General features: G+C 37.3%; 21 protein-coding genes. 5 read left to right on the forward strand and 16 right to left on the reverse strand.

What is annotated here, in order from left to right; translation table 11 throughout:
• Window positions 1–109 precede the first annotated feature (109 nt).
• On the forward strand, window positions 110–2,416 hold the full coding sequence (locus B0169_RS08820; protein WP_077285609.1) for a winged helix-turn-helix domain-containing protein: 2,307 nt from the start codon (window positions 110–112) through the stop codon (window positions 2,414–2,416).
• Window positions 2,417–2,619: 203 nt separating this feature from the next.
• The gene (locus B0169_RS08825; protein ID WP_164474799.1) at window positions 2,620–3,057 is read left to right on the forward strand and encodes a hypothetical protein; all 438 of its coding nucleotides are present in this window, start codon (window positions 2,620–2,622) and stop codon (window positions 3,055–3,057) included.
• A gap of 128 nt (window positions 3,058–3,185) precedes the next feature.
• Here B0169_RS08825 and B0169_RS08830 read toward each other — a convergent pair whose 3' ends face one another.
• The gene (locus B0169_RS08830; RefSeq protein WP_077285611.1) at window positions 3,186–4,355 is read right to left on the reverse strand and encodes a hypothetical protein; all 1,170 of its coding nucleotides are present in this window, start codon (window positions 4,353–4,355) and stop codon (window positions 3,186–3,188) included.
• A gap of 427 nt (window positions 4,356–4,782) precedes the next feature.
• Between B0169_RS08830 and B0169_RS08835 the strand changes: the two genes are divergently transcribed.
• The gene (locus B0169_RS08835) at window positions 4,783–5,220 is read left to right on the forward strand and encodes a GNAT family N-acetyltransferase (protein WP_143323498.1); all 438 of its coding nucleotides are present in this window, start codon (window positions 4,783–4,785) and stop codon (window positions 5,218–5,220) included.
• 172 nt (window positions 5,221–5,392) lie between these two features.
• Here B0169_RS08835 and B0169_RS08840 read toward each other — a convergent pair whose 3' ends face one another.
• From B0169_RS08840 to nhaD, 4 genes are all read right to left on the reverse strand, one after another.
• A complete protein-coding gene (locus B0169_RS08840; RefSeq protein WP_077285613.1) occupies window positions 5,393–5,671 on the reverse strand; it encodes a hypothetical protein in 279 nt (92 codons plus the stop codon).
• 432 nt (window positions 5,672–6,103) lie between these two features.
• A complete protein-coding gene (locus tag B0169_RS08845; protein WP_077285614.1) occupies window positions 6,104–6,964 on the reverse strand; it encodes an MBL fold metallo-hydrolase in 861 nt (286 codons plus the stop codon).
• A 261-nt stretch (window positions 6,965–7,225) separates the two neighbouring features.
• Window positions 7,226–8,299, reverse strand: a complete 1,074-nt coding sequence (gene dinB, locus B0169_RS08850; protein ID WP_077285615.1) for a DNA polymerase IV — start codon at window positions 8,297–8,299, stop codon at window positions 7,226–7,228.
• A gap of 434 nt (window positions 8,300–8,733) precedes the next feature.
• Window positions 8,734–10,155, reverse strand: a complete 1,422-nt coding sequence (nhaD, locus tag B0169_RS08855; RefSeq protein WP_077285616.1) for a sodium:proton antiporter NhaD — start codon at window positions 10,153–10,155, stop codon at window positions 8,734–8,736.
• 465 nt (window positions 10,156–10,620) lie between these two features.
• On the opposite strand from nhaD, the gene B0169_RS08860 reads away from it, so the two are divergent.
• The gene (locus B0169_RS08860) at window positions 10,621–11,781 is read left to right on the forward strand and encodes a HupE/UreJ family protein (RefSeq protein ID WP_202971820.1); all 1,161 of its coding nucleotides are present in this window, start codon (window positions 10,621–10,623) and stop codon (window positions 11,779–11,781) included.
• Between the two features lie 140 nt (window positions 11,782–11,921).
• Here B0169_RS08860 and nqrM read toward each other — a convergent pair whose 3' ends face one another.
• The 11 genes from nqrM to B0169_RS08915 form a co-directional block, all read right to left on the reverse strand.
• Window positions 11,922–12,143 carry a (Na+)-NQR maturation NqrM gene (nqrM, locus tag B0169_RS08865; protein ID WP_077285617.1) on the reverse strand — a complete coding sequence of 74 codons (222 nt, stop codon included), beginning with the start codon at window positions 12,141–12,143 and terminating at the stop codon, window positions 11,922–11,924.
• 96 nt (window positions 12,144–12,239) lie between these two features.
• Window positions 12,240–13,256 carry an FAD:protein FMN transferase gene (locus B0169_RS08870; protein ID WP_235838529.1) on the reverse strand — a complete coding sequence of 339 codons (1,017 nt, stop codon included), beginning with the start codon at window positions 13,254–13,256 and terminating at the stop codon, window positions 12,240–12,242.
• Between the two features lie 282 nt (window positions 13,257–13,538).
• The gene (gene nqrF / locus B0169_RS08875; protein WP_077285618.1) at window positions 13,539–14,765 is read right to left on the reverse strand and encodes an NADH:ubiquinone reductase (Na(+)-transporting) subunit F; all 1,227 of its coding nucleotides are present in this window, start codon (window positions 14,763–14,765) and stop codon (window positions 13,539–13,541) included.
• Between the two features lie 81 nt (window positions 14,766–14,846).
• Complete coding sequence (gene nqrE / locus B0169_RS08880; RefSeq protein ID WP_077285619.1) at window positions 14,847–15,470, reverse strand: NADH:ubiquinone reductase (Na(+)-transporting) subunit E; 624 nt, start codon at window positions 15,468–15,470, stop codon at window positions 14,847–14,849.
• A gap of 6 nt (window positions 15,471–15,476) precedes the next feature.
• Window positions 15,477–16,100 carry an NADH:ubiquinone reductase (Na(+)-transporting) subunit D gene (locus B0169_RS08885; protein ID WP_077285620.1) on the reverse strand — a complete coding sequence of 208 codons (624 nt, stop codon included), beginning with the start codon at window positions 16,098–16,100 and terminating at the stop codon, window positions 15,477–15,479.
• A complete protein-coding gene (locus B0169_RS08890; RefSeq protein ID WP_077285621.1) occupies window positions 16,100–16,870 on the reverse strand; it encodes a Na(+)-translocating NADH-quinone reductase subunit C in 771 nt (256 codons plus the stop codon). Before B0169_RS08890 ends, B0169_RS08885 begins: the two co-directional genes overlap by 1 nt.
• Window positions 16,863–18,065, reverse strand: a complete 1,203-nt coding sequence (locus tag B0169_RS08895; protein WP_077285622.1) for an NADH:ubiquinone reductase (Na(+)-transporting) subunit B — start codon at window positions 18,063–18,065, stop codon at window positions 16,863–16,865. The genes B0169_RS08890 and B0169_RS08895 overlap by 8 nt, the downstream gene beginning before the upstream one ends.
• A 2-nt stretch (window positions 18,066–18,067) precedes the next feature.
• Window positions 18,068–19,405: a Na(+)-translocating NADH-quinone reductase subunit A gene (locus B0169_RS08900; RefSeq protein WP_077285623.1), complete on the reverse strand. Its 1,338-nt coding sequence runs from the start codon at window positions 19,403–19,405 to the stop codon at window positions 18,068–18,070.
• A 520-nt stretch (window positions 19,406–19,925) separates the two neighbouring features.
• Entirely contained in the window at window positions 19,926–21,116 is a 1,191-nt protein-coding gene (gene fabV / locus B0169_RS08905) for an enoyl-ACP reductase FabV (protein WP_077285624.1), read from the reverse strand.
• A gap of 455 nt (window positions 21,117–21,571) precedes the next feature.
• Window positions 21,572–21,895: a BolA family protein gene (locus B0169_RS08910; RefSeq protein WP_077285625.1), complete on the reverse strand. Its 324-nt coding sequence runs from the start codon at window positions 21,893–21,895 to the stop codon at window positions 21,572–21,574.
• A 137-nt stretch (window positions 21,896–22,032) separates the two neighbouring features.
• Window positions 22,033–22,614, reverse strand: coding sequence for an alpha-ketoglutarate-dependent dioxygenase AlkB family protein (locus B0169_RS08915; protein WP_077285626.1), 582 nt, complete (start codon window positions 22,612–22,614; stop codon window positions 22,033–22,035).
• 134 nt (window positions 22,615–22,748) lie between these two features.
• On the opposite strand from B0169_RS08915, the gene B0169_RS08920 reads away from it, so the two are divergent.
• The gene (locus B0169_RS08920) at window positions 22,749–23,888 is read left to right on the forward strand and encodes a methyltransferase (RefSeq protein WP_077285627.1); all 1,140 of its coding nucleotides are present in this window, start codon (window positions 22,749–22,751) and stop codon (window positions 23,886–23,888) included.
• The last annotated feature ends 16 nt before the right edge of the window (window positions 23,889–23,904 follow it).

Below are 23,904 nucleotides of genomic sequence, written 5' to 3' on the forward strand. Positions count from 1 at the left end.
CTTATAATTCAATAATATTTCGAGTTAACCTATTAATTAATCTAATTTTATTGCGTTATTATTATTGAAATGTTAATTTTCATTCCTGGTTATTTTTTAATAATAAAACGTGCAATATATACTTGGTCCTTGGTTACTTTTACCTGCTCGCTGTGTAATCTATTCAAAGGTTATTGAAAGAGAGTTAGATCCGCTCAGCTTTAAGTTAATAACCTACTTTATCAGTCAGCCTAATCGCATTATTCCTCGCCAAGAGCTAGTAGTGAATGTATGGCAACAGAGTTTTGTTGATGATAATGCAATTAATCGTGCGATATCAGAACTTAGAAAGCAGTTAACTCATCCTGAGCATAAAGCCCCTTTAATTAAAACGCATTACCGTAAAGGCTACTCTCTCACAGTAACACCAAAAAAAGTCATTAATGACGCTGAAAATATCACCTCTCATACCGCGGTAACTAAAGACTTAGCTAACGATTTGGATGTCACTCAAATCGCAACAAATGATGGGTTAGATAATAGTAATTACATAAAAGAAAAGTCGCCTAAAGCAATACACACTGAAAGCGCTATTACGGCGAATACAACTCAAACCAAAACACTAAAAACTGCTATTAAATTTTCTTCTTATCAATGGTTATTAATATTACTGGTATTATTACTTATCATTAATATTTTTACCGACTTTAAGTTGCTTAACGATGAGCCTAACACGTCATTGGCAATAACAACGCAGACAAATCAGAGTGATATTGAAACTTTACAAAAAATAACGCCAGTTAAAGCAAAAAATGTAAATATTACCGCCGCAACATGGAATATAGGCTCTGAAACACATCCTTTAGTTTCGCCAGATAAAAATCTTTTTGCATATACCAATAAAAATAATGGCGTAAGCAGTAGTTATATAAAAAGCCTAAGTAACCAACAAGAAATAAAGCTCACTTATAACGATTTGCATATTAGCGCTATGTCGTGGCAGCCTAACAGTCGTATTTTGCTAGTCGAAGCTACTGATTTAAAATCTCAGTGCCACTACGCAACGTTTAATTTAAGCAATATTAACAATATTCCAGAACCACGGCTTATCAAAGAGTGTGATAAGCAAGCACTTAGCATGGCGCAGTTAAGTATTGATGGTAATACCATGTTTTATATTGAATTAGATGAAAAAAAACTAGGACAGGAAATATACCAATATAATATTAAAACCCAAAAAAGCACAGTGTTGGTTCCTTCTGGTGATGCTCAATATGGTGTAACTAACATGCTTATTTCACCTAACGGTAAAAAATTACTTTACCGTTGGTATGAACGAAATAGTCCCGCAAAGCTTTATTTACTGGATATTGCGACACGTGAGCAACGCGTACTATATGAGCAAGCCGAAGAATTATCGAGTGTAACAATCGCCTGGCTGCCTGACGGCGAACATATTGGGGTATTACAAGGAAAAAGATTAAGTTTTATTAATATTCACAATCGAGCTTTGAATTCAATAGAGCTACCAATAGAAGTATATTTAAGTCGAATGAGCTTCCTCGATAGCAATCAACTATTTTCATCTGAGGCTGCTAGCACGCAAGTACAAGTAGCCCAAATTGATAATATATTTTCAAAAGGTGAAAAAAAGGTAACTATGCTCCATCGTTCTGATAGTAACGACTATTACCCTACTTACTCTAGAAAACAGCAAAACTCACATTATTTTATCTCTAGTAGAACAAATCAATATCAAATTTGGCAAGCTGATGACAGTACAGAAAAGCAAATTAGTAATTTTTCAACTAAAGAACAACAAGCTATTTACGTTTTAGTCTTATCAGACAATGAAGACTACTTATTATTTAGTCGTAATAATCAACTTGAATTTATTGATTTAAAAACAGGTGTATTACATAGCATACCTGAATTAGATCAAGCTAAAGTAAGTAGTTACTTATGGTCGAATAATGATAAAACTATTATATATTCCACAATAAAAGATAAAGTAAGTCAAATATGGCAATTTAATTTGCTCACAAGAGAAAATACACAGCTAACATTTGAGGGTGGTCAAAAATTACTTAAAAATGAGCGAGGTGAGATATTTTATATTAATGATAATAAATTATTTAACTTAACGTATGAACAAGACAAAAATACGCAGAATGCGTTTACCAAGAAAATAACTATTACACTAGCTCAGTGTTGGTGTTCAATTGCTTTGCGCGATGATTATTTCTATAGCCTTGGTGACCCTTTGTCTTTAGCAAGAATGCATATACTCACTAATGAAGTACAAGAAATAGCTTTACCTCAAGCCTCAATGGGCATAATACTGAAAGCTACACCTAACAAACTTTTAACCACACTCACTAATGAAAGAAGTACACAAGTACAACGCATTTCTTGGTCTGCTACACCGTTGCCCTAAAAATACAAAGGACATATATGTCCTTTGTATTGCACAGAGCAATTGTCATGGATGTGGTTCGGCTATAGAGTGACGCTATACCAAGTGCATCAACTGGACAGATACTGGTTGCCTCCTTAGCTGCGCTTCAGATTTTAGCCAACCTATTATATTACCTATTAACAGAACGTTGGTGCCAGTGCAAAATGGAGTTTGAGTCGAGTATGCGTGTTGAATCAAGATTATTAATTAGTGCTGGTGTTATAACCTCTGCGTCTGCAATTTGGCATTTACTTTGTATTTTTGGAGGGCCTAGTTGGTTTGCATTTGCTCGCGCACCTCAACAAGTTATTGAGTCAGCACAACAAGGAACTATGCTAGCACCAATAAGTACAGTATTCGTTGCCAGTTTAATGTTTGCTTGTACTGTATTTTCATTTTCAGCAGTAGGTATAATTCGCAAAGTTCCACTGCTAAAATCAGCCTTAATTACTATCGCATCACTTTGCATTTTGCGTGGTTTAATTGCTATTCCTGCATTTGCTACTTCAACAGGTTTAGATATTTGGCAAATTATAGCAAGCACAGTTTGGTTTTATGTTGGTATTTGTTTTTTAGCTGGTAGTATAGAACAATATAAACTAGGTAAATCAGCCATATAGCAACACGTCCTGAGGTAAACCGCAAACCCTAAAACTTACTTTCCATCGCATATTTCAGCAAGGGTGAGCTCTTACTTTTTATCGCCTCAAGATAAGTTGTTTCATCGTAAGTTTTCAACGCTTTATTCCTAACGCAATTTATTTTCAATAGATCGTAATTCATTAACTAGTCGGTTGTACTTGTCAATTAAGTCATTTTTTTCATCGTTGATAGCTAAGGTTCTCCTCTTTATGCGTCGTTTGTCGTCTAGGCAATACTCTGTTTCGCGATCAGCTTCTATCTGCTCCTGCTCTTCTAAATAGTTGCAACGTGATAGACATTGGCGATTAGGAACATTTTTATAATGACCGAAGATAGGATCTCGCTCTTTTAGGTCAGGGCACCTGCTGGCACATGAATACTCTACTAGGTCTCTGGTGCAAGGTTCGTTGTATTCTTCTACGTTAGCTTCAATTTTACGGGTAAGTTTTTTTAGTTGAGTATTGATCTCACCTATTTGGAGCTCTACAGCTTGATATCGTTCAATGAATTCTGTTCTTTCCTGTTCTTTATTTTGTTCTTGCTTAGCTAATATGATTTCTATTTTACTGTTCAGTGCATTACCTAAGCTAATTCCATATCGAATTTTTTCCGCAGCAGTTAACCATTTTTGTTGTTTTTTTAAAGCGTCTATTTCATCGTACTTAGCATAAAGTTTGTCGACTTCTGCGTTAAACTCGTTTTTTTGTTCATCGGTTAATTGACCCATGTTGCGCCCTGAAACATAGATAATTCCTTGGAGTTCTCTAAGGTCATCAAATACTTCAAAGCCATCTTCAGTAAAATCTTTTAAGGCGGCTTGATAACGTTTTTCAAAATCTAGAATATTAGCACCAGTAAAGTCATCGCTTTCAACCATGCTCATGTAAGTACTATCTATTGCTTTGATATTGGCTGGCATTTCTATTTTTAAACCAAGTCTCATTAGTTGCATATTATAGCGTTCATAAAGATCATTTGTTTCGGTTGCGATGCTTGCAGCTGCTTTAAAGTTTGCAAGGTTCTGCTTTGCTTTATTGATGAACTTTGTTTTATCCTCAGCTGTTGTAGCTGACGAATTTATTAGTGCTTGGTATTCATCTGTTATTTTGGCGGGAATATGTAAAGGTTTACGTTGTTGATTTACATACCTACTGTATGCTGACTTAAGTGATGCCATAACCTCTGCTAGTTGGTCTGTCTCTTGGTCTTTGGCTGAAGAAGAGGCAGATATCAATGTCAGTATTGTTATAAGTACAAAGTTAAATATCACTTTCATTACGGTTCCTTCCTGCTATATCTTTAATTGGCGTCATTATTAATTATAAACATTCATACATAAACTTGTAGCAAAAACATAGCGGTATAAAGCACAAGAGTACTTATCTATTGCCATATCTATCTAGTCACCATAATAACCTCACTAGCAATAGTTACGAGAACACCCACTCTAAGTATTTACTCGTTGGAGATATTTAGAGTATTTAGAGTGGGTGTCCTCGTTAAAATATTCGTTAAAATAGGTATAAACGTGACCTAAAAATGCATTTTTAGGTGCATGGGGTGAAATTAATAGCGCGATCTTATTAAATAGTATTAACAGCGTTGTTACTTTCGTCGAAAATAAATTTCTCCTGCTCATTTAAGGACATTTGATTTAAAATGGTGGGTGTCCTCAGTAACTCTATGACCCAATGGTGGAGATCATGAAGTATGTATTTAGTTCGGGTGCAATATCTGACATTCTTGAAGTTGGTGGTTTTATCCCTGAATTTGATGAACCAATAACTGCAGATAGCATCAAAAACAGATTGCACGGTAAAAACTATTTGATCCTGGTAGCTCGGTATGATGGGAAGCCAATCGGATTCAAAGTGGGATATCAGGTTTCTGACAATCAGTTTTACAGCTGGTTAGGAGGTGTAACTCCTGAACATCGTAAAATGAAAGTAGCTTCCCAACTACGGATACTTCAAGAAACATGGGCAATTGAAAACGGCTATAAATCTATTAGCGTTAAGTCAATGAATAAGTTTCCTGCGATGTTACAGATGCTTATAAGTTGCGGCTATCAAGTTTCGGGTTACGAAAGTAGAGGTTCGATCACTAGCAGTAAGATCGAGTTTACTAAAAGTTTTGAGTAAGTTCATGACGAGTACACCCATTTTAAATATTTAGGTCAACAGGGATACATCGCAACTAGAACATGAAGCTGTATTCTCGTTAGTTTTTAATTCTCGTTAATTATTCATTTATCGCTACAGCAGCAAATGATGAAGAGTGGGCCATATAAATAGCCTAGCTTGAACACTAGCACTATTTTAGCGCGTTAATTTTTTGATTTAATTCAAATGCTGGCTCGGTTACTATTTTTTCAAGCACTTCAATTCGAGCTTTTAATGCTGTGATCTCTACTATTTTCTGCTCTTCCTCTGAGCTTGTTAACTGTGTTTCTTTTTGTTTTGCAAAAGGTGTTTCACTGTTTCCGTTAAGCCAGTCAATGATATTTAGGTTAAATTGCTTATCAATATAAAGTCCAAAAATATATAGTGAAAAAACAACGCTGATGAGTAAAATAATTTCTAAGTTTGTCATGTAAAGCTCCTATTTATTGTACTGATAACCAGCTGATGCTATTTGGGAGACATAGCTAATTTCAATTGGCTGAATGCCTACTACAAACACATAGTCTCGAGTTATTTATTTTTATTACATTTTTTTATGAAAAAGTTTGATGATGAAAAGTGAATGTCTTGTTAGTCTTGAAAACTACCTTGATAAAACCTTAATTCTAATCGTACATAAAATATTCAGCAAAGCTAGTTCCAACTAGTAGCGCTCTTGTTTTATTCACTTTACTGTTTTCAACAGTAATACCAAAAAAGGCCATAAGAAAAGCTCGTTATGCACGAGTTTAAATGACCATTTAAAAATTAAATAACATAAGGTTGGTTATAAAAAAAGGGCTTAAAGCCCTTCCTGAATAAGTAACTTACTGCGCTAACTATATTTTTTAGTCAGCCCTTTTTACTTTAAATCGGAAATTAACGTTTTCAACCATTTTTCTTCGGTGATAAATGCCCAAGACAAATGCTGATATTTTTCGCCAATACCTTCGCTAAGTATTTGCTGTTCAGTTTTTCCTTCAGTAAGGGCTAATGTAACCCTATCAATGCTAAAAGCGATCATTTCAGCAAAGGCGGCAAGACTCTTTTTATTCGTTAATTTACCATGACCAGGAATAATCACTACGTCATCTGGTGTGTTAGCAAGCATATGTTGAACACTGGCTAAATATCCTTTAACACTACCACCACTTTTTAGGTCTACGTAGGGAAAGCCGACTTCAAAAAATAAGTCTCCGGTGTGTAAAACATTAGCGCTTTTGAAATACACGTATGTATCGCCATCGGTATGTCCTGCGGGTAAATGGGTTAGCTGAACTTCTTCATTGTCTAAATAAATGGTAATGCCGTCTTTGTAAGTAACAACCGGTAAGCTTTCAGCACTATGATCGCCTTTACTACTCAAGCGGCTTCGAACATTTTCATGGGCAAATATAGGTGCTTTATGAGAAAAAAACTTATTACTACCCGTATGATCCCCATGGTAATGGGTATTGATCACGTATTTAAGCTCATTATCTTCAATGCCTTTCATTGCACTTTCAATTTTTTCAGCTAGTGGTGCAAACTTATCGTCGACCAATAACAAGCCCTTTTCAGTTGAAAGTACGCCAATATTACCGCCGGGACCTTGTAGCATATACACGTCACCTGAGGCTCGTTGTACGGTAATTTTAGCGTCAGCCATGTCTTGTGCCGCTACTGATGCAGTTACTGAAACGCCCAAGAATAACACCAGCGTCATTAAAGATTTTTTAAACATAATTTCCTCGATATATTTTGTATTATTATAATGTAGCAATAAAAATTAACTTCAAGGCGTCCTAATACTGCCACCTTGAAACGCTATTGATATAGACAATAGACCGAAGCTAGACAGATAAATTTCTTTAACCTAGAGTGCCTTCAGGTTTTACTTACGTCATTGAGCCGTACTAAGATCAGTGTGGTGCAATTAGCCTGCTAATACAATTAACAGCTAAATAATATTTGTGCGAGATTACAACCAAGCCCACCTAGCTTACTAAAATAAAGCTAATTGACTTTGCTTATCTGCCTTATCTTGCTCAGAAAATCCCAAAGACAAGCCTATCAAGCGAACTTTGCGGTTATTGGCTCGGGTCATAGCTTTAGTTAGTAACGCAATAAAAACCTCTTCATGGCAAGCATGAGATTGAATATCTACGGTGGTTTGTTGAAAGTCAGCGAATTTTATTTTTACCGTTTGCTTATTAATTTCACGATCATTGTGTTTTTCTAATCTTAGCTTAAGTTTGTTAAACAAGCTTAAGAGTATCGCTTGGCACTGCTCAATTGAGTCAACATCTTCAGCCATAGTGGTTTCTATGGCCAGAGATTTTCTAAGCCGTTTAGTTTCAAGTGCACGATGATCTATACCAAAACAACGTTGATATAACGCATCAGCAAACTTACCAACAATCAACTGTAACTTTGCCACAGAACTCGCCCTAACATCCGCACAAGTCTCAAAACCAAAAGCTTTTAGTTTTTCATTGGTTTTAGGGCCAATGCCCGGAATTTTTTTCAAAGGTAAATTGGCGACAAAAACACTTACCTGCTCTGGAGTAATCACACACTGTCCATTAGGTTTATTTTCATCGCTGGCAATTTTAGCCAAAAATTTATTAGGGGCAATTCCCGCAGAGGCGGTTAAATTAAGTTCATTAAAAATGTCTTGACGAATTTTTTCAGCGATCAAGGTTGCACTGCCAAAACACATCGGAGAGTCGGTAACATCTAAATAGGCTTCATCTAACGATAATGGCTCAATTAACTCAGTATAACGAAGAAATATCGTTCGAATTTGTTGTGATACTTGCTGATAAACTGACATGCGACCATTAACAATAATTAACTCAGGACAAAGTGCTTTCGCCCTAGCATTTGGCATAGCCGCACGTACGCCAAATGCTCTTGCTTTATAGTTACAAGTACAAAGCACACTTCGAGGACCGTTGCCTCCAACAGCAATAGGCACATCTCGTAATTCGGGGTTGTCACGCATTTCAACCGCAGCATAAAAACAATCCATATCGATATGAATAATTTTTCTTTGTGAATGATCAGTGCCCACCATTCACCATCCCCCATAAATAGTGATAATTTTAACCACAAAAAGTAACTGTATGTAAATACAGCTACTTTATCATATAATCACTATTCGTCAATACGCTATGATAAGCAATTAAGGTAGTTGCCTTATCAGCCATAAAGTATTGTTCACAATGAAAGATAACTGAGACTAACTAAGCTTAGGCGCTTCAATCTAACTCAGACATTAGCAAGTAAATCAAAAAGCATTTAATTGGAAGAAGAAATAAGCATAAGCAGCGCAAAGCTGAAGAAGATAAAATAATTAAAGTGTATGGCATCAATGGGCATCAACAGGCACCAATGGATATAAAATTTACTTTGTTATCACCTTATGACCTTGACTACCATTAACGTAAAATCAGTTAACAGTAGTCAATATAAAACGGCCTTTGAACCTCAATGCAAGTGAGACGCTATTTAGCCATTAATTAAAAAGTGTACGCCTATACTCGCTGCGTAACCTAAAACAATTACCCAACTCCATTTAAGGTGCCCCATAAAAGAATAAACGCCTTTAGTTTGTCCCATCAAAGCCACACCTGCAGCAGAGCCAATTGACAGTAAGCTACCACCAACACCAGCTGTCATTGTTACAAGTAACCATTGCTGTAGGTCCATAACTGGGTTCATACTTAACACGGCAAACACCACCGGAATGTTATCGACAATTGCAGACAAAACCCCAACAGCGATATTAGCGTAGGTTGGGCTCCAATTACTATATAGCGCTTCTGATACTAGGCTTAAGTATCCCATAAAGCCTAATCCACCAACACACATCACAACTCCGTAGAAAAACAGCAAAGTGTCCCACTCTGCACGCGCAATTTTATCAAAAATATCAAAAGGAATAATATTGCCTAGCTTCTTCAGCTCTTCCTCATCGTTTTTAGCCTCGGCTAACGTTCGCTTTTTATCTAAAGATCGCGGCAGGCTCATACGCAAATAAAAGCCTAAAAATTTTAAATACCCAAGCCCCATCATCATGCCTAATACCGGTGGCATATTAACAAAACTGTGACATAAAACGGCTGTGGCTATGGTCAAGATAAAGAGCGCCACAATACGTTTGGCTCCCCTTTTAATTTCAAAAGTTTCGCTAAGATCAGGCACTGATTTTTCGTTGGAAATGAAAAAGCTCATGATAATGGCAGGCACTAAAAAATTAACTAACGAAGGAATAAATAAAACAATAAATTGTTCAAATTTAACCAAGCCTGATTGCCAAATCATTAACGTGGTAATATCACCAAATGGACTAAAGACGCCGCCAGCATTAGCTGCAACAACAATATTAATACAGGCTATGTTAATGAATTTTTTATCTTTAGAGGCAACTTTTAATATAATAGCGCACATTAACATTGCGGTAGTCAGGTTATTCGCAAAAGAGGAAATAGCAAAGGCTAAAATGCCGGTTAACCAGAATAATGACCTAAGGCTTAAGCCCTTAGACACCATCCATAAGCGCAAGCCATCAAAGATACCTCTTTCTTCCATAGCATTGATATACGTCATGGCAACCAGAAGAAATAATAAGAGCTGTGCGTATTCCAGCAAGTTATGATTAAAGGCTTCTTCGGCTTCAAGGGGAATACCATTTTGCGTATAAACCCAGCCAATAATCAGCCAAATAATACCCGCAGCAACAAGTACAGGTTTAGATTTTCTTAAATGAATTAAGTCTTCACCAATAACAAGTAAATAAGCAATTGAAAATAAAATCAGTGCGGTAAAACCAACGATAGAATTGGTTAAATCAATACTACCTGGACCTGATGCCCACGCAGTAGAAGAAAGACAGGAAAATAACAGGGTTAATAGTATCTTTTTAAACATAAGTACCTAATGAGCAATAAATTGCTCTGATTATTACTGCTAGTCCAAATTAAAATTGCTTTTGCATTGGTACAGTCAGGGTTAGTTAACATGTTAATTAGACTATTGTATTTCACTCTTGCTAAAACAGTGATATTCACAGCATTGAAAAGCATAGAGCTTTTAGGTAGCCCGTAATCTAACATCATTGCTCACAACTAAGCAGTCAACGATGCTAAATTATCGGCGCTATTATAATCCTCTCAATCTGCTTGTCGCTTATATTTTTAAATCTTTTTGCAATAAATCATAATATAAAGCAAAAGTTACTCCTCACTGTGATATTCAAAAGCAGTAATTGTAGCGAAACTAGGTTATGAGTATCTTAACAATGAAGATAAAAACAGCTTCTAAGTAGACAATTCGCTTAATTTTAGGGAAGATGCGCTTGTTTAACATCACTTTACTATTAGAAAGGTTTTAATTTTGCATACCCGCACATTGTCATGTTTTTATTTTTTGCTCACTTTATTTCTTGGTGTACTTTTTTCAAACCCTAGCGTTGCTCATACTGATGATATTAATCAAGCAACGCTATCATTAACAAATGGTGATCACTACCAACTAACGGTTACCGTTGACTTGATACATCTATTAAAACAGTATTTAAATATCTCAGGCGATGATGAAAAAGTGATGATATGGCTTAATCAACAGAGTTTATCTGAGCAAAAGTCACTTCTTGAACAACTTAAACAACTTATTAGCCAGCAATCAAAGATCTACTTTGATAACAAGGCGACTAATATCGCTGTTTTTAAAGGCTTAGAGTTACAGTATTTAAAACGAATTTTATCTCAACAATTATCAGCAACCGAATACAAAACACAATTGCAGGCAACGGGCAGCATTCCTGAAAATGTTAGCGCCGTTAATATTCGTTTGTCACCACTGTTAGGCAACGTGATACTCAAGGTCGTTCGACCTGAGCAAGAGGTAATGAGCGCTGCAGCATTAAGTAATAGCTACCAAACCAAGACAGTAAATCAGCAACTAGCCGGTAACAGCCAACCAAGCACAACAGCATTAGCCCTTGCGGGTGATTATATCTATCAAGGTTTCGTTCATATTTTACCAAAAGGCTTAGATCATATACTTTTTGTTTTAGCACTTTTTCTCTTCGCTAAACGACGCAGTACGCTAATATGGCAAATATCTGCATTTACCTTGGCGCATACCATAACCTTGGCGTTAGGTATTTACGGCATAATATCACTACCAGGCGATATCGTAGAGCCGCTAATTGCCCTTTCAATTGTCTACGTTGGATTAGAAAATATTTATCGAGCAAAAAACAATAAAACAAGTCATACCCGTATGCCGATAATATTTGCTTTTGGTTTATTGCATGGTTTGGGCTTTGCTTCAGTGTTAGCTGATGTTGGCTTACCACCAAGTCAGTACGCACTTAGTTTAATTTCATTCAATATAGGTGTAGAACTAGGACAATTGAGCGTTATCGCCCTAGCCTTTATTAGTTTATTGCCTTTTAGAGCAAAAGGTTGGTATCAAACTAAACTCGTATTAGCGCTTAACATCGCTATTGCCATTGTTGCAAGCTATTGGGTTATCGAACGCATAACTTAAGCGGGTCAAGCCATGAGTAGATAGATATTGTTATCTGTCAGAAACAACAAAGGTGAGCTTAGCTCACCTTTTTTTATATCGCGTCACAATAGCTAGCCAAAATATATCAAGCTATAACTCAGCTTAATTGTGCCAAAAAATTAAATGTTTTTGACACTAATATCGCCAACTTTCATGGCTGCAACACGCTCACGTTCTTGACGCTTTTCACATGGGTTATCACAATTGCATGATTTTTCGATACCTACATTCGCTAAACCACCACAACTACCTGCCAACGTTTTCTTTTGAAAAATATACCCGACAGCCATTGCCATAACAATAACAAGAAAAAAGCCTAAAGTGATTAAAAACATAGCCATAATAATTACAAACCTATTTTGTTACTTCCAATTTGTTACTTCCAAAACTTGCCAGCAAAACTCAGCTTTGAATAATTGATATATAAAAGTGCAAACCTACTTGAGGTACTGCATGAATTTTACCGTGCTTTGCTCAACAAAGCCATGATCTGACTTCGCTATAATGTAAACAGCAAGATCATTTTCCTCGGCAAACGCTAGCGCTTTCTCTTCTCCCATCACCATCATCGCCGTAGATAGACCATCTGCGGTCATTGATGACGGATGTATTACAGTAACAGAGACCAGTTTATGGTTAATTGGCTTTCCAGTTTTTGGGTCTATGATATGCGAAAATCGTTGGCCATCGGCTTCAAAATAAATTCGATAATCACCAGAGGTTGCGACAGCGTTATCCTTAGGCACAATAATTTGATGCACAGCACGTTCATTAGTTAACGGTTTTTCAATCGCTACATGCCAAAGCTCACCAGTATGTTTAAAACCTTTTAGACGCATTTCGCCGCCAATTTCAACTAGATAGTTATTAATACCATTATCTTCAATATACTCCGCGACTAAATCAACACCATACCCTTTAGCGATAGTAGATAAATCAACATAAATGTCCGGAATTTTTTTTGCTAGCATGCCATTAGCAAAGGTTAATTTATCTAAGCCCACACGCGCTTTAGTAGCGATTAATAACTCATCACTAGGCACTGTTTCTGGTCGATATTCGGGACCAAAGCCCCATAAGTTAACTAAGGGTCCAACGGTTACGTCTAAAGCTCCCTGGGTTAGCGCTCCTAAACGAATAGCTTCTTTAACAACCCGCGCTAAACCAGTTGATACACTGATAGGCTCAAGTGATGTTGACTGATTAAATCTCGATAATTCTGAATCTTTAATATATGTCGACATTTCTTGATTCAGTTGTTTAAGCTTGTCATCAATACCTTGTTGTAATTTAACTGTGTCAATATGCTCTCCGACCACTTTAATATTATAAGTGGTGCCCATGGTTTTTCCTTGCATGAGATATTCTTGGCGAGTGAGATCATTACTTGGGAAACAGCCACTAAGCACAAATACTGCAAGTGTTACTAAAACGAGCTTCATTCTATATTGCATAACAATATCCTTTATAAAATTTAATTTAGCTAAAACAACTGACCTTCTCTAAAGAGGCAATTAGCTTTAGCTAACGTAAATAATTTTGATTACTCAGTGACGCGTTTAAAACTTAAAAAGGCGACCGAAGTCGCCTTTAAATATTCGATAAGATCAACAACATATTTCTATACTTAAGCGCTGAATAATGATGTTAGAACCGATGGTTGCACAAAACCTATAACTACAGGTGAGTACATCCAGCGATGAACTAGCATCATCAAACAAGCTTAAATTGAAATATTAGCCGCCGAAGTCATCTAACATGATGTTCTCATCTTCTACACCTAAGTCTTTCAACATATGAATAACCGCAGCATTCATCATTGGTGGACCACACATGTAGTATTCACAGTCTTCTGGTGCTTCATGATCTTTCAAGTATTGCTCATGCAGTACATTGTGAATGAAACCAGTTAAACCGTCCCAGTTATCTTCTGGTTGAGGATCTGATAAGGCAACATGCCATTCGAAGTTGTCATTTTCAGCAGCAAGGCCGTTGTAATCATCTTCATAGAACATTTCACGTTTTGAACGAGCACCATACCAGAACGACATTTTACGCTTAGATTTAAGGCGTTTAAGTTGATCAAAGATATGTGAACGCATTGGCGCCATACCAGCACCACCACCAATAAATACCATCTCATTATCAGTTTCTTTCGCGAAAAACTCACCAAATGGACCTGAAATAGTCACTTTATCGCCTGGCTTCAAGCTAAAGATATAAGATGACATTTTACCAGCTGGTAAATGTAAACGTCCTGGAGGTGGAGTAGCAATACGCACGTTAAGCATAATGATACCTTCTTCTTCAGGGTAGTTAGCCATTGAATAAGCACGTAAAGTGTCTGTATCAACTTTTGATTCTACGTCGAAGAAGCCAAAATGATTCCAGTCGCCACGATATTGTTCATCAATATCAAAATCGCTGTATTTAACGTGATGAGCCGGTGCTTCAATTTGAATATAACCACCAGCACGGAAAGGTACAGACTCGCCATTAGGAATTTGTAACTTAAGTTCTTTAATGAACGTAGCTTTGTTATCGTTAGAGATAACTTCACATTCCCACTGCTGAACACCGAAGATTTCATCTTCAAGTTCGATATCCATGTCTTGTTTAACAGCCACTTGACATGCTAAACGACAACCTTCTTTTGCTTCACGCTTATTAATGTGACCTAATTCAGTTGGTAAAATATCACCACCACCTGAATGTACTTCTACGCGACATTGGCCACAAGTACCACCGCCACCACAAGCTGAAGGTATGAAAATACCTTGGTCAGCCAATGCGCCTAAAAGCTTTCCACCTGCCGCAGTAGTCACTGCTTTTTCTGGATCGCCATTGATACTGATCGTAACGTCACCTGAAGAAACTAATTTAGATTTAGCGAATAAAATCACCATCACTAACGCTAGTACTATCGCGGTAAACATCGATACGCCGAGAATAATTATTTCCATCGACTTTTCCTTTAATTTTCTTTATGGGTTTTAGCGTTGTCGTGAACATTTAGGCCACGATAAGCTAAAACCGACATTAACCTAAAGTGAAATACCACCGAAAGATAAAAAGCCAAAAGCCATCAATCCTGCAGTAATAAACGTAATACCTAAACCTTTAAGGCCATCAGGTACATCTGAGTATTTCATCTTCTCACGAATACCTGCCATCAATACAATGGCTAACATCCAACCAACACCTGAGCCAATGCCGTAAACAACACTTTCGCCCAACGTTAGGTTTTTCGCTACCATGAATGATACACCACCGAAAATGGCACAGTTAACTGTGATCAACGGTAAGAAAATACCCAATGCTTGATATAAAGCAGGGAAGTATTTGTCTAATACCATTTCAAGAATTTGCACTAATGCGGCAATCACACCAATAAAGGTGATGAAAGACAAGAAGCTTAAATCAATAGAATCAGCAGCATTCGTAACACCCATCACGCTATCTAACGCACCAGGCGCTAATATTGCTTGATAGATAATTTGGTTAACTGGTACCGCAATACCTAGTACTACAACAACCGCAACACCTAAACCTATCGCTGTGCTAACTTTCTTAGAAACCGCTAAGAATGTACACATACCAAGGAAAAAGGTTAAGGCCATATTTTCAATAAATATGGTTTTAACAAATAAACTTAAATAATGTTCCATGATTGCTTAGTCCTTCTCAACTTGTTCTGGTTTCCATTGGCGAATTGACCATATGATTAAACCGATAATGAAGAATGAGCTAAATGGTAAAACTAATAAGCCGTTACCTTGGTACCAACCGTCATTTTGTATCAAAGGGAAAACCTCGAAACCAAATAAAGTGCCAAAACCAAATAGTTCGCGGAAAAAAGCAACCACCATTAAAACAGCACCGTAGCCTAAACCATTACCAATACCGTCTAAAAAGCTTACACCTGGCTTTTCTTTCATAGCAAAAGCTTCTGCGCGCCCCATTACGATACAGTTAGTAATGATCAGTCCAATAAATACTGATAATTCTTTTGATAACTGATATGAAAATGCTTTTAGCACTTGGTCAACCACAATTACCAACGAAGCAATAATCGCCATTTGCACGATAATACGTACACTTGAAGGTATTTGGTTACGGATTAATGAAATAAACAAGTTTGAGAAACCTGTTACTAGCATTACCGCTATTGTCATTACCAAAGCATTTTGTAGAGAACTTGTTACCGCTAACGCAGAACAAACACCAAGTACTTGCAAAGCAATAGGGTTATTATCAACAACAGGTCCAAATAGCACCTTTTTAGTATCTGTAGACATTAGTTCAGTCCTCCAGCACGGTAGTTAGTAATAAATGGGCCATAGCCTTCTTTGCCTAACCAAAAATGTAACGTACGCTCAACACCATTACTAGTTAACGTTGCACCAGATAATGCATCTACACCGTGAATATCACCGGCTTTAGCACCACCTTTTACAAGTTTAATTGCAATATCATTTTGCTCATCGAACATTTTCTTGCCTGGCCATAGCGCTTTCCACTTAGGGTTAAGTACTTCAGCACCTAAGCCCGGAGTTTCTTTAAGATCTGAGTAAACAAGGCTTTTCACCGTATTCATATCAGACTCTAAACCAACGAAACCGTACATCAGATCCCAAAGACCAGAACCTACAATAGGTAAAACTATTGTTGCTATTTTACCTTGTTCATCTTTAACAAAATAAACAACGGCTTTATCCGCACGACGGTTTAAGCCGGCGATATCATTTTCAGGCTTTGAACTTTTAGCTTTATCACGCGCATCAGCACGCTCTTCAAACGTATTAACATCACCTTCAACAACTTTACCGGTTGCTAAATCAATCATTTTCGCATCAACACGTTGATTATAAGTAGCAACAATATCATTACCTGCAAGCTCTAAAAGACCGGCAGTTTCAAGAATTTTAGTTTGCTTATCAAGCAATTTGTTCGCCGTTTGTAATGGTTTTAAGCCAACAGCAGAGATAGATACTAAGGCTGCACAAACTAAACAAATAATAAATACAAAACCAATTGTTTTGCCAAACGTTTCTTTATTACTAGACATTGCGAGCAAGCCTCCGTTTGATATTGCCTTGAACAACAAAGTAGTCGAAAAGCGGTGCAAACAAGTTAGCGAATAAAATAGCTAACATCATACCTTCAGGGAAGGCAGGGTTAACAACACGAACTAATACAACCATGACACCAACTAATGCACCAAACCAGTATTTACCGGTATTAGTGAATGACGCTGACACAGGGTCTGTAGCCATAAACATCATACCAAAAGCAAAACCACCAGTAACTAAGTGCCAATACCAAGGCATAGCGAACATATTATTCGTGTCACTACCTATTGCATTGAATAACATAGCTGTAACAACCATACCGGCGAACACACCTAACACGATACGCCATGATGCAATGCCTTTGTAAAGAATGTAAGCACCACCAAGTAAAATCATTGCTGTGGATACTTCACCAACTGAACCTGGAATATAACCCCAGAATGCATTCCACCAATCAGCACTGATCGTGTAATCGTTTAGGCCTTGGTTTGCAGCACTTAATGCCGTTGCACCAGAAAAACCATCAGCAGCAACCCAAACGGTGTCGCCTGATATTTCGGCTGGATAAGCAAAGAATAAAAACGCACGACCGGCTAATGCTGGGTTCAAGAAGTTTTTACCCGTACCACCAAATATTTCTTTGGCGATAACAATACCAAAGGTAATACCGATAGCTGCTTGCCATAACGGAATAGTTGCAGGCAAGATTAAAGCAAAAAGAATAGAGCTAACAAAGAAACCTTCGTTAACTTCATGCTTGCGCACTGAAGCGAACAACACTTCCCAAAAACCACCAACAACAAATACGGTTGCATAGATAGGTAAAAAGAATGTGGCGCCGTAAAGCATCATACTGAACCAACCCGATTCAGTAGATAAGCTACCGCCTAACATTTCAAAAAGACCTACTTGCCATGTATCAGGTAAAGCGTAACCAGCTGCTAATGCTTCTGTCGCTTGAAAACCTATATTGTACATACCCCAGAACATAGCAGGAAAAACCGCTAGCCATACTGTGATCATGATACGTTTAAGATCAATACTGTCACGCACGTGAGTGCGACCTTTGTTAACTTGGCCTGGGGTAAATAACCCCGTAGCTACCGCTTCGTAAAGCGCATACCAAGTTTCAAATTTACCGCCTTTTTCAAATTGCGGTTCGATATCTTCAAAAAACTTTTTCAAGCCCATGACTAACCTTCCTTCTCAATTGTGGTTAGGCAATCACGAAGGATTACGCCGTAGTCTGTTTTGCCAGGGCAAACAAACGTACATAATGCTAAATCTTCTTCATCAAGCTCTAAGGCACCAAGTTGTTGCGCACTGTCGGTATCACCGGCACATAAATCGCGTAATAACATTGTTGGCAAAATATCTAACGGCATTACACGCTCAAAGTTACCAATTGGTACCATAGCTCGTGAACTACCATTAGTTGTTGTTGTCATGTTGAACAACTTCTTAGGGAAGAAATGTGACATGTAAGCACGGGTTACCGAGAATTTATTCGGGCCAGGATACATATAGCCAATAAATTCTTTTTCTCTGCCTTCGAGGATCAGAGAGATTTGCGTATGATAACGACCTAAATAACCGTGTACACCTGATGCAACAGAACCCAATAACAACGAGCCTGAAACAACACGTAACTCACCTTCAAGACTTTCATTAGCAACCAAATCAGTCGTGTTAGCACCTAGCGTTGTACGGATCAAACGAGGATTTTTAGCGGCAGGGCCAGCTAAAGCTATAACACGTGAATTGTCTAGTTCACCAGAGGTAAATAACTTACCAATAGCAATAACATCTTGGTAACCAGCATGCCAAGCAACTTTATCAGCACTAACAGGCTTCAAAAAATGCATATGCGTGCCGACTAAACCAGCAGGATGTTTACCAGCAAACTCGGTCACTTTAACCGAAGAGTTTACGGCAATGTCTGTTCCTGGTGCTTTACTGACGAAAACTTCGCCATCAGTTAAGCGAGCAAGTACGGTTAAACCGTTTACAAAGGCTTCGCTTTGCTCAGCAATAATAACAGCAGGATCAGCAGCTAATGGATTAGTATCCATTGCACTGACGAATATCGCCATTGGCGTAGATTCTACTGCTGGAATTTTACTAAATGGACGTGTACGCAACGCCGTCCACAAACCTGAGTTGACTAGGTTTGCAACAACATCTTCACGAGCAATTGAGTTAAGTTCTTTGGCAGCATAGCTGGTAAACGTTTCTTGCTCGTTGCCATCAACTTCGATGACCACCGATTGCAATACGCGCTTTTCACCACGGTTAATTTCTTTAACAACACCTGAAGCTTGAGCTGTGAATTTAACGCCAGGATTCTTTTTATCTTCAAAAAGTGCCTGACCTTTTTTAACGCTATCTCCAACCTTAACAAACATGGTTGGGCGCATACCCACAAACTCTTCACCTAATGTTGCAACAGTTTTGATGGACGGACCATCATGGATTACCTGCTGGGGGGCACCTACTACAGGAACATCCAGACCTTTTTTTATTGTAATCATAAACACTTGCACTACTTTTGATGGGAGTAATCAAAATCAATTTTTTATCTATTTAACTACTTTAATCTTTGCAAAAAATTACAATCATTGAAGTAGTTAACTAACATAAATCATCGATTTCAGTGTATTTCAGTAAAATCTTAATTTACTTTTGATAAATTAAGGTTCACTGGCTCTAGTTAAAATTTCTGGCGCGATTCTAGCACAAAACGATATTTTGATTCTATCTATAGCACGACAATAAATAACAATTTAGTCGAATAATCTTTATTTCGCGCAATAATAGCGAAAAATCTTCTTTATATTGCAAAAAATTTCCACTAATTAGCATATAAAATCATAACGTTTTAACGATAATTTTTTCGCGCACTAAGCTGATAAAATCAATTAACAGTATATTTAACGTACTTGGGTTATCAAAAAAAGCCGACAATTTGTCGGCTTTTTTAAAAACATTTGTCAAATAATGCTCAATAATGAGCCTTAATTATCACAATATTGGCTTTATATGAACCGCGTCTTAAAGTAAGTTATTGATCGAAACTTCAGGACTAATGTCCGCGTCATAATCAACACCTGCAACACTAAAGCCAAATAACTTTAAAAACTCTTGATGGTAGCCAACGTAATCGGTGAGTTCGTCAATTGTGTCGCTATCGACCGTATTCCAGATATCTGTCACACGTTGTTGAACACTATCTTCAAGCTCTTTATTGTTTTGACGTAAACGCCCTGCTTCATCAATAATTGGGTTTTCACCGTAGATATTATCTCTGAATAAGCCTTGAATTTGTTCAATACAGCCTTCGTAAGTTCCATCGGCTTTCATCACTTTAAACATAGCTGAAATATATAGCGGCATAATTGGAATGGCTGAACTGGCTTGCGTTACCACAGCATTAAGTGAGGTCACATAAGCCTCACCTTTAATATCGGCGGTTGCAGCCTTGATGGCAGTTGAAGCTCGATCTAAGTCTTCTTTGGCACGACCAATAGTTGCATGACCATAAATAGGCCACGTCAATTCTTTACCAATGTAAGTGTAGGCTACAGTTTTGAACCCTTTAGCTAAAACGCCAGCATCCGCTAAGGCTTTAATCCAAAGTTCCCAGTCAGCGCCACCCATAACATCGATAGTGCCCTGGATCTCTTCTTCAGATGCCGCTTCCACTGATACAGAGTCAATAATACGTTTAGAGGTATTTAAATTTTTAGTGGTCACACTTTCACCGATAGGCTTAAGTGTTGAAGAATACACTTCACCCGTATCTGGATCTGTACGACGTGGTGAGGCTAAGCTGTATACAATAAGATCAATTTCACCTAGCTCAGCTTTAATGGTTTCAATCGCTTTAGCTTTTATTTCATGAGAAAACGCATCACCATTGATATTTTTAGCCCACAATCCAGCTTCATCTGCAGCAGCTTGAAAAGCTGCGGTGTTATACCAACCAGCTGAGGCTGTTTTCTTTTCAGTAGGTGGCTTTTCAAAGAAAATCCCTAATGTTTTAGCTTCATTACCAAAAGCAGCAGTAATTCGAGATGACAGCCCATAACCTGTCGAAGCGCCGATAACCAAAACATTTTTTGGTTTAGTATGCGCTTGCGGCTGACTTTTAACATAAGCGATTTGCTCATTAACATGTGCAGCACAACCAGCAGGATGAGCATTAGTGCAAATAAAACCACGAATTTTTGGCTTAATAACCATAATTATACCTTCTTAACGTCACTTTAAAGTGATAACAACTAACAACATTGAACAACCATATCGTAGTAGCAACTATTTAAAGCAACAATTGGAGTTTAAAACACTTAATTAACATTAATTAAGCTTTCTATATAAAATTGCCAACTAGTTTACTCTTGCTTTCCCCTTTATGAGGTGTGACCAGTAAAAATATCCGACAATAAAGGGCAATATTTATTAAAACATAACCAAATAAAACTATTTTCCTGCAATAAGTCATAGCAATTCTATTATTCGATAATAATGCTATTAAAGAAGCGCAGCGATTTTTATAAATGAATAATCAAGCATTTAGTTAATTTTTTCAATATATTATCAAGGGAGTATCATGCAAAGTTGACGTATTTATCACTTCAGTCATTAAATTAACGGCTGAAGTGAAATAGTAAATATTTATTAAGGGGGATGTGAATAAATTAGCTTGTTTTTTTACTGCCACCTAAACACTTAGGTGAAAGCGGCGTATTCTCAGCATAATAAGTTTTCCATTCTTTTTCGGTGTAAGTATGTAAAGCTAACGCATGAATACTACCTGCGAGCTCTGTCGCTAACAGTGCATTAATGGCACGGTGACGTTTAATTAAACGTTCACCTTCAAAGTCTTTCGAAACGATAATAACTTTAAAATGCGATTCACTGCCCGGTGCAACATTATGTTGATGACTTTCATTTATTACATCGAGGTGAAGTGGTGAGAAAGCAGACAGTAATTTTTCTTCGATAACAGCTTCTATTGTCATATTATTTTCCCTAAGATTGATCGAGTTATAGATCATCTTTAATTTTAGTCGTTGCAAGTAATTATGCCATCTATCTAGACGGCTGACAGCGTTATTTTTAATATTTTTATTTTCTAATTGCGGCTAAAAAAATGACTTTAGCGCGTTATCTTTCGAAAAGTTAAGTTAATCCGCGGCATTATTGTTCGAGCTCTTTTTGGCAAGCAGTGTTGCCAGTAGTTTTGTGTCTCGCCTTGCATGATCAGTAAACTACCTGAATCAAGAATAAGGTTTTTTTTCTCTTGAGTTTTAATATGCTTTAACTGAAAGTCACGCTTTGCACCAAAAGACAATGAGGCAATTACTGGCATTTCGCCTAACTCAGGCTCATTATCACTATGCCAACCAACGCTATCATGTTGGTTACGATACATATTCGCTAACACCGCATTAAAATCGTGCTGACAATAGTCACTAACCTTTGTTTTTAAGGATAATAAACTCGCTGTCCATGGCATGGCGACTAAGGTCATATTTGAATAACGATAACGTAAGTTATTATCACCATACCAAGCTTGCAGCCGAGGTATTTTCATTGTTTTACCAAACATTCGAATATCATCCTGTCGCCAAGCTAATGTTTGTGTTAACTGTTGATAAAGTTTATCCGCATCATCCTTTGCATAAAAATTTTCGATATAAGTAATATCAGCGTCAGGTAAAAGTATTTTCAATCCCATTCACTCCTTATTCATGCCTTTGTCATACGCTTGCGCTTCTTTAACGACATTATCTCGATAAAACCTGCAATTAACTAGCCCACAGTGATAAACTTTGTCACAATATCAGCCACGTTAACTAAGTATTTATCGCTATGATCAGCCCTTTTATAATCAATGACAAAAACCTTTTTCTCGATCGTTTCCCAACCGGACAAGTTAACCGTAGTTTACAAGCTTGGGATGCCGCAGATGAGTATCTGTTGAATTACTTAGAACAAGAGCAATTAACATCCGCTAAACAGAAAATCTTAATATTTAATGACAATTTTGGTGCTTTAAGCTGTAACTTAGCTCAACATCAACTTTATTGTGTTAACGACTCATTTTTAAGTCACCAAGGTATTGAGTATAATTTTGAACAAAATGGTATCTCAACTGATAACCTAACATTACTGACAAGCTTGGAAGATTTACCTTCAGATATCAGCATTGTGTTGTTCAAAATTCCTAAAAGTAAAACATTATTGTGTTATCAATTAAGTCAAATTAAGCAGCAACTTTCTGACCAAGTAACTTTTATTGCCGCTGATCGTGCCAAAGAAATTCATAGTTCTACTCTGAAAGTATTTGAAAACTATTTAGGTACGACCAAAACCTCATTAGCGGTCAAAAAAGCACGCTTAGTATTTAGTCAGCTTGATAATAACAAAGCACTAACAGCCACCTCTCTTAACGCTTGGCCTTTAGAGAACACAGAATTTACTATAAATAACCATGCTAATGTGTACGCCAGAGAAAAACTCGATATTGGCGCACGTTACTTTATGCAGAACTTACCTAACATCGCCGCTGACGCACAAGTCATTGATCTTGGTTGTGGTAATGGTGTCATTGGCTTACACGTATTATCAAAACAACCCACTGCCAATATACTGTTCATTGATGAGTCTTACATGGCTATTGAGTCAGCAAAACTCAATATCGCTAAAAACTTACCTTCAGAGTTAGCACAATGTCAATTTCAAATAAATGACTGTTTAACGAGTGTTGAAGGCGGTAGTGTTGATGTTATTTTATGCAACCCACCATTTCATCAACAAACAGCGACCACAGACCACATTGCTTGGCAGATGTTTAAAGACAGTCATAGAGTTTTGAAAAAAGGTGGCGAGTTGCGCATTATTGGTAATCGCCAGCTTGGCTATCATATAAAATTAAAACGCATTTTTGGCAATGAAAAACTCATTGCGAGTAATGACAAGTTTGTCACCATTTCAGCGATAAAACGTTAATTAACCTTAAGAGCCT

The organism is Cognaticolwellia aestuarii (assembly GCF_002000025.1).
GTDB classification, from domain to species: domain Bacteria; phylum Pseudomonadota; class Gammaproteobacteria; order Enterobacterales; family Alteromonadaceae; genus Cognaticolwellia; species Cognaticolwellia aestuarii.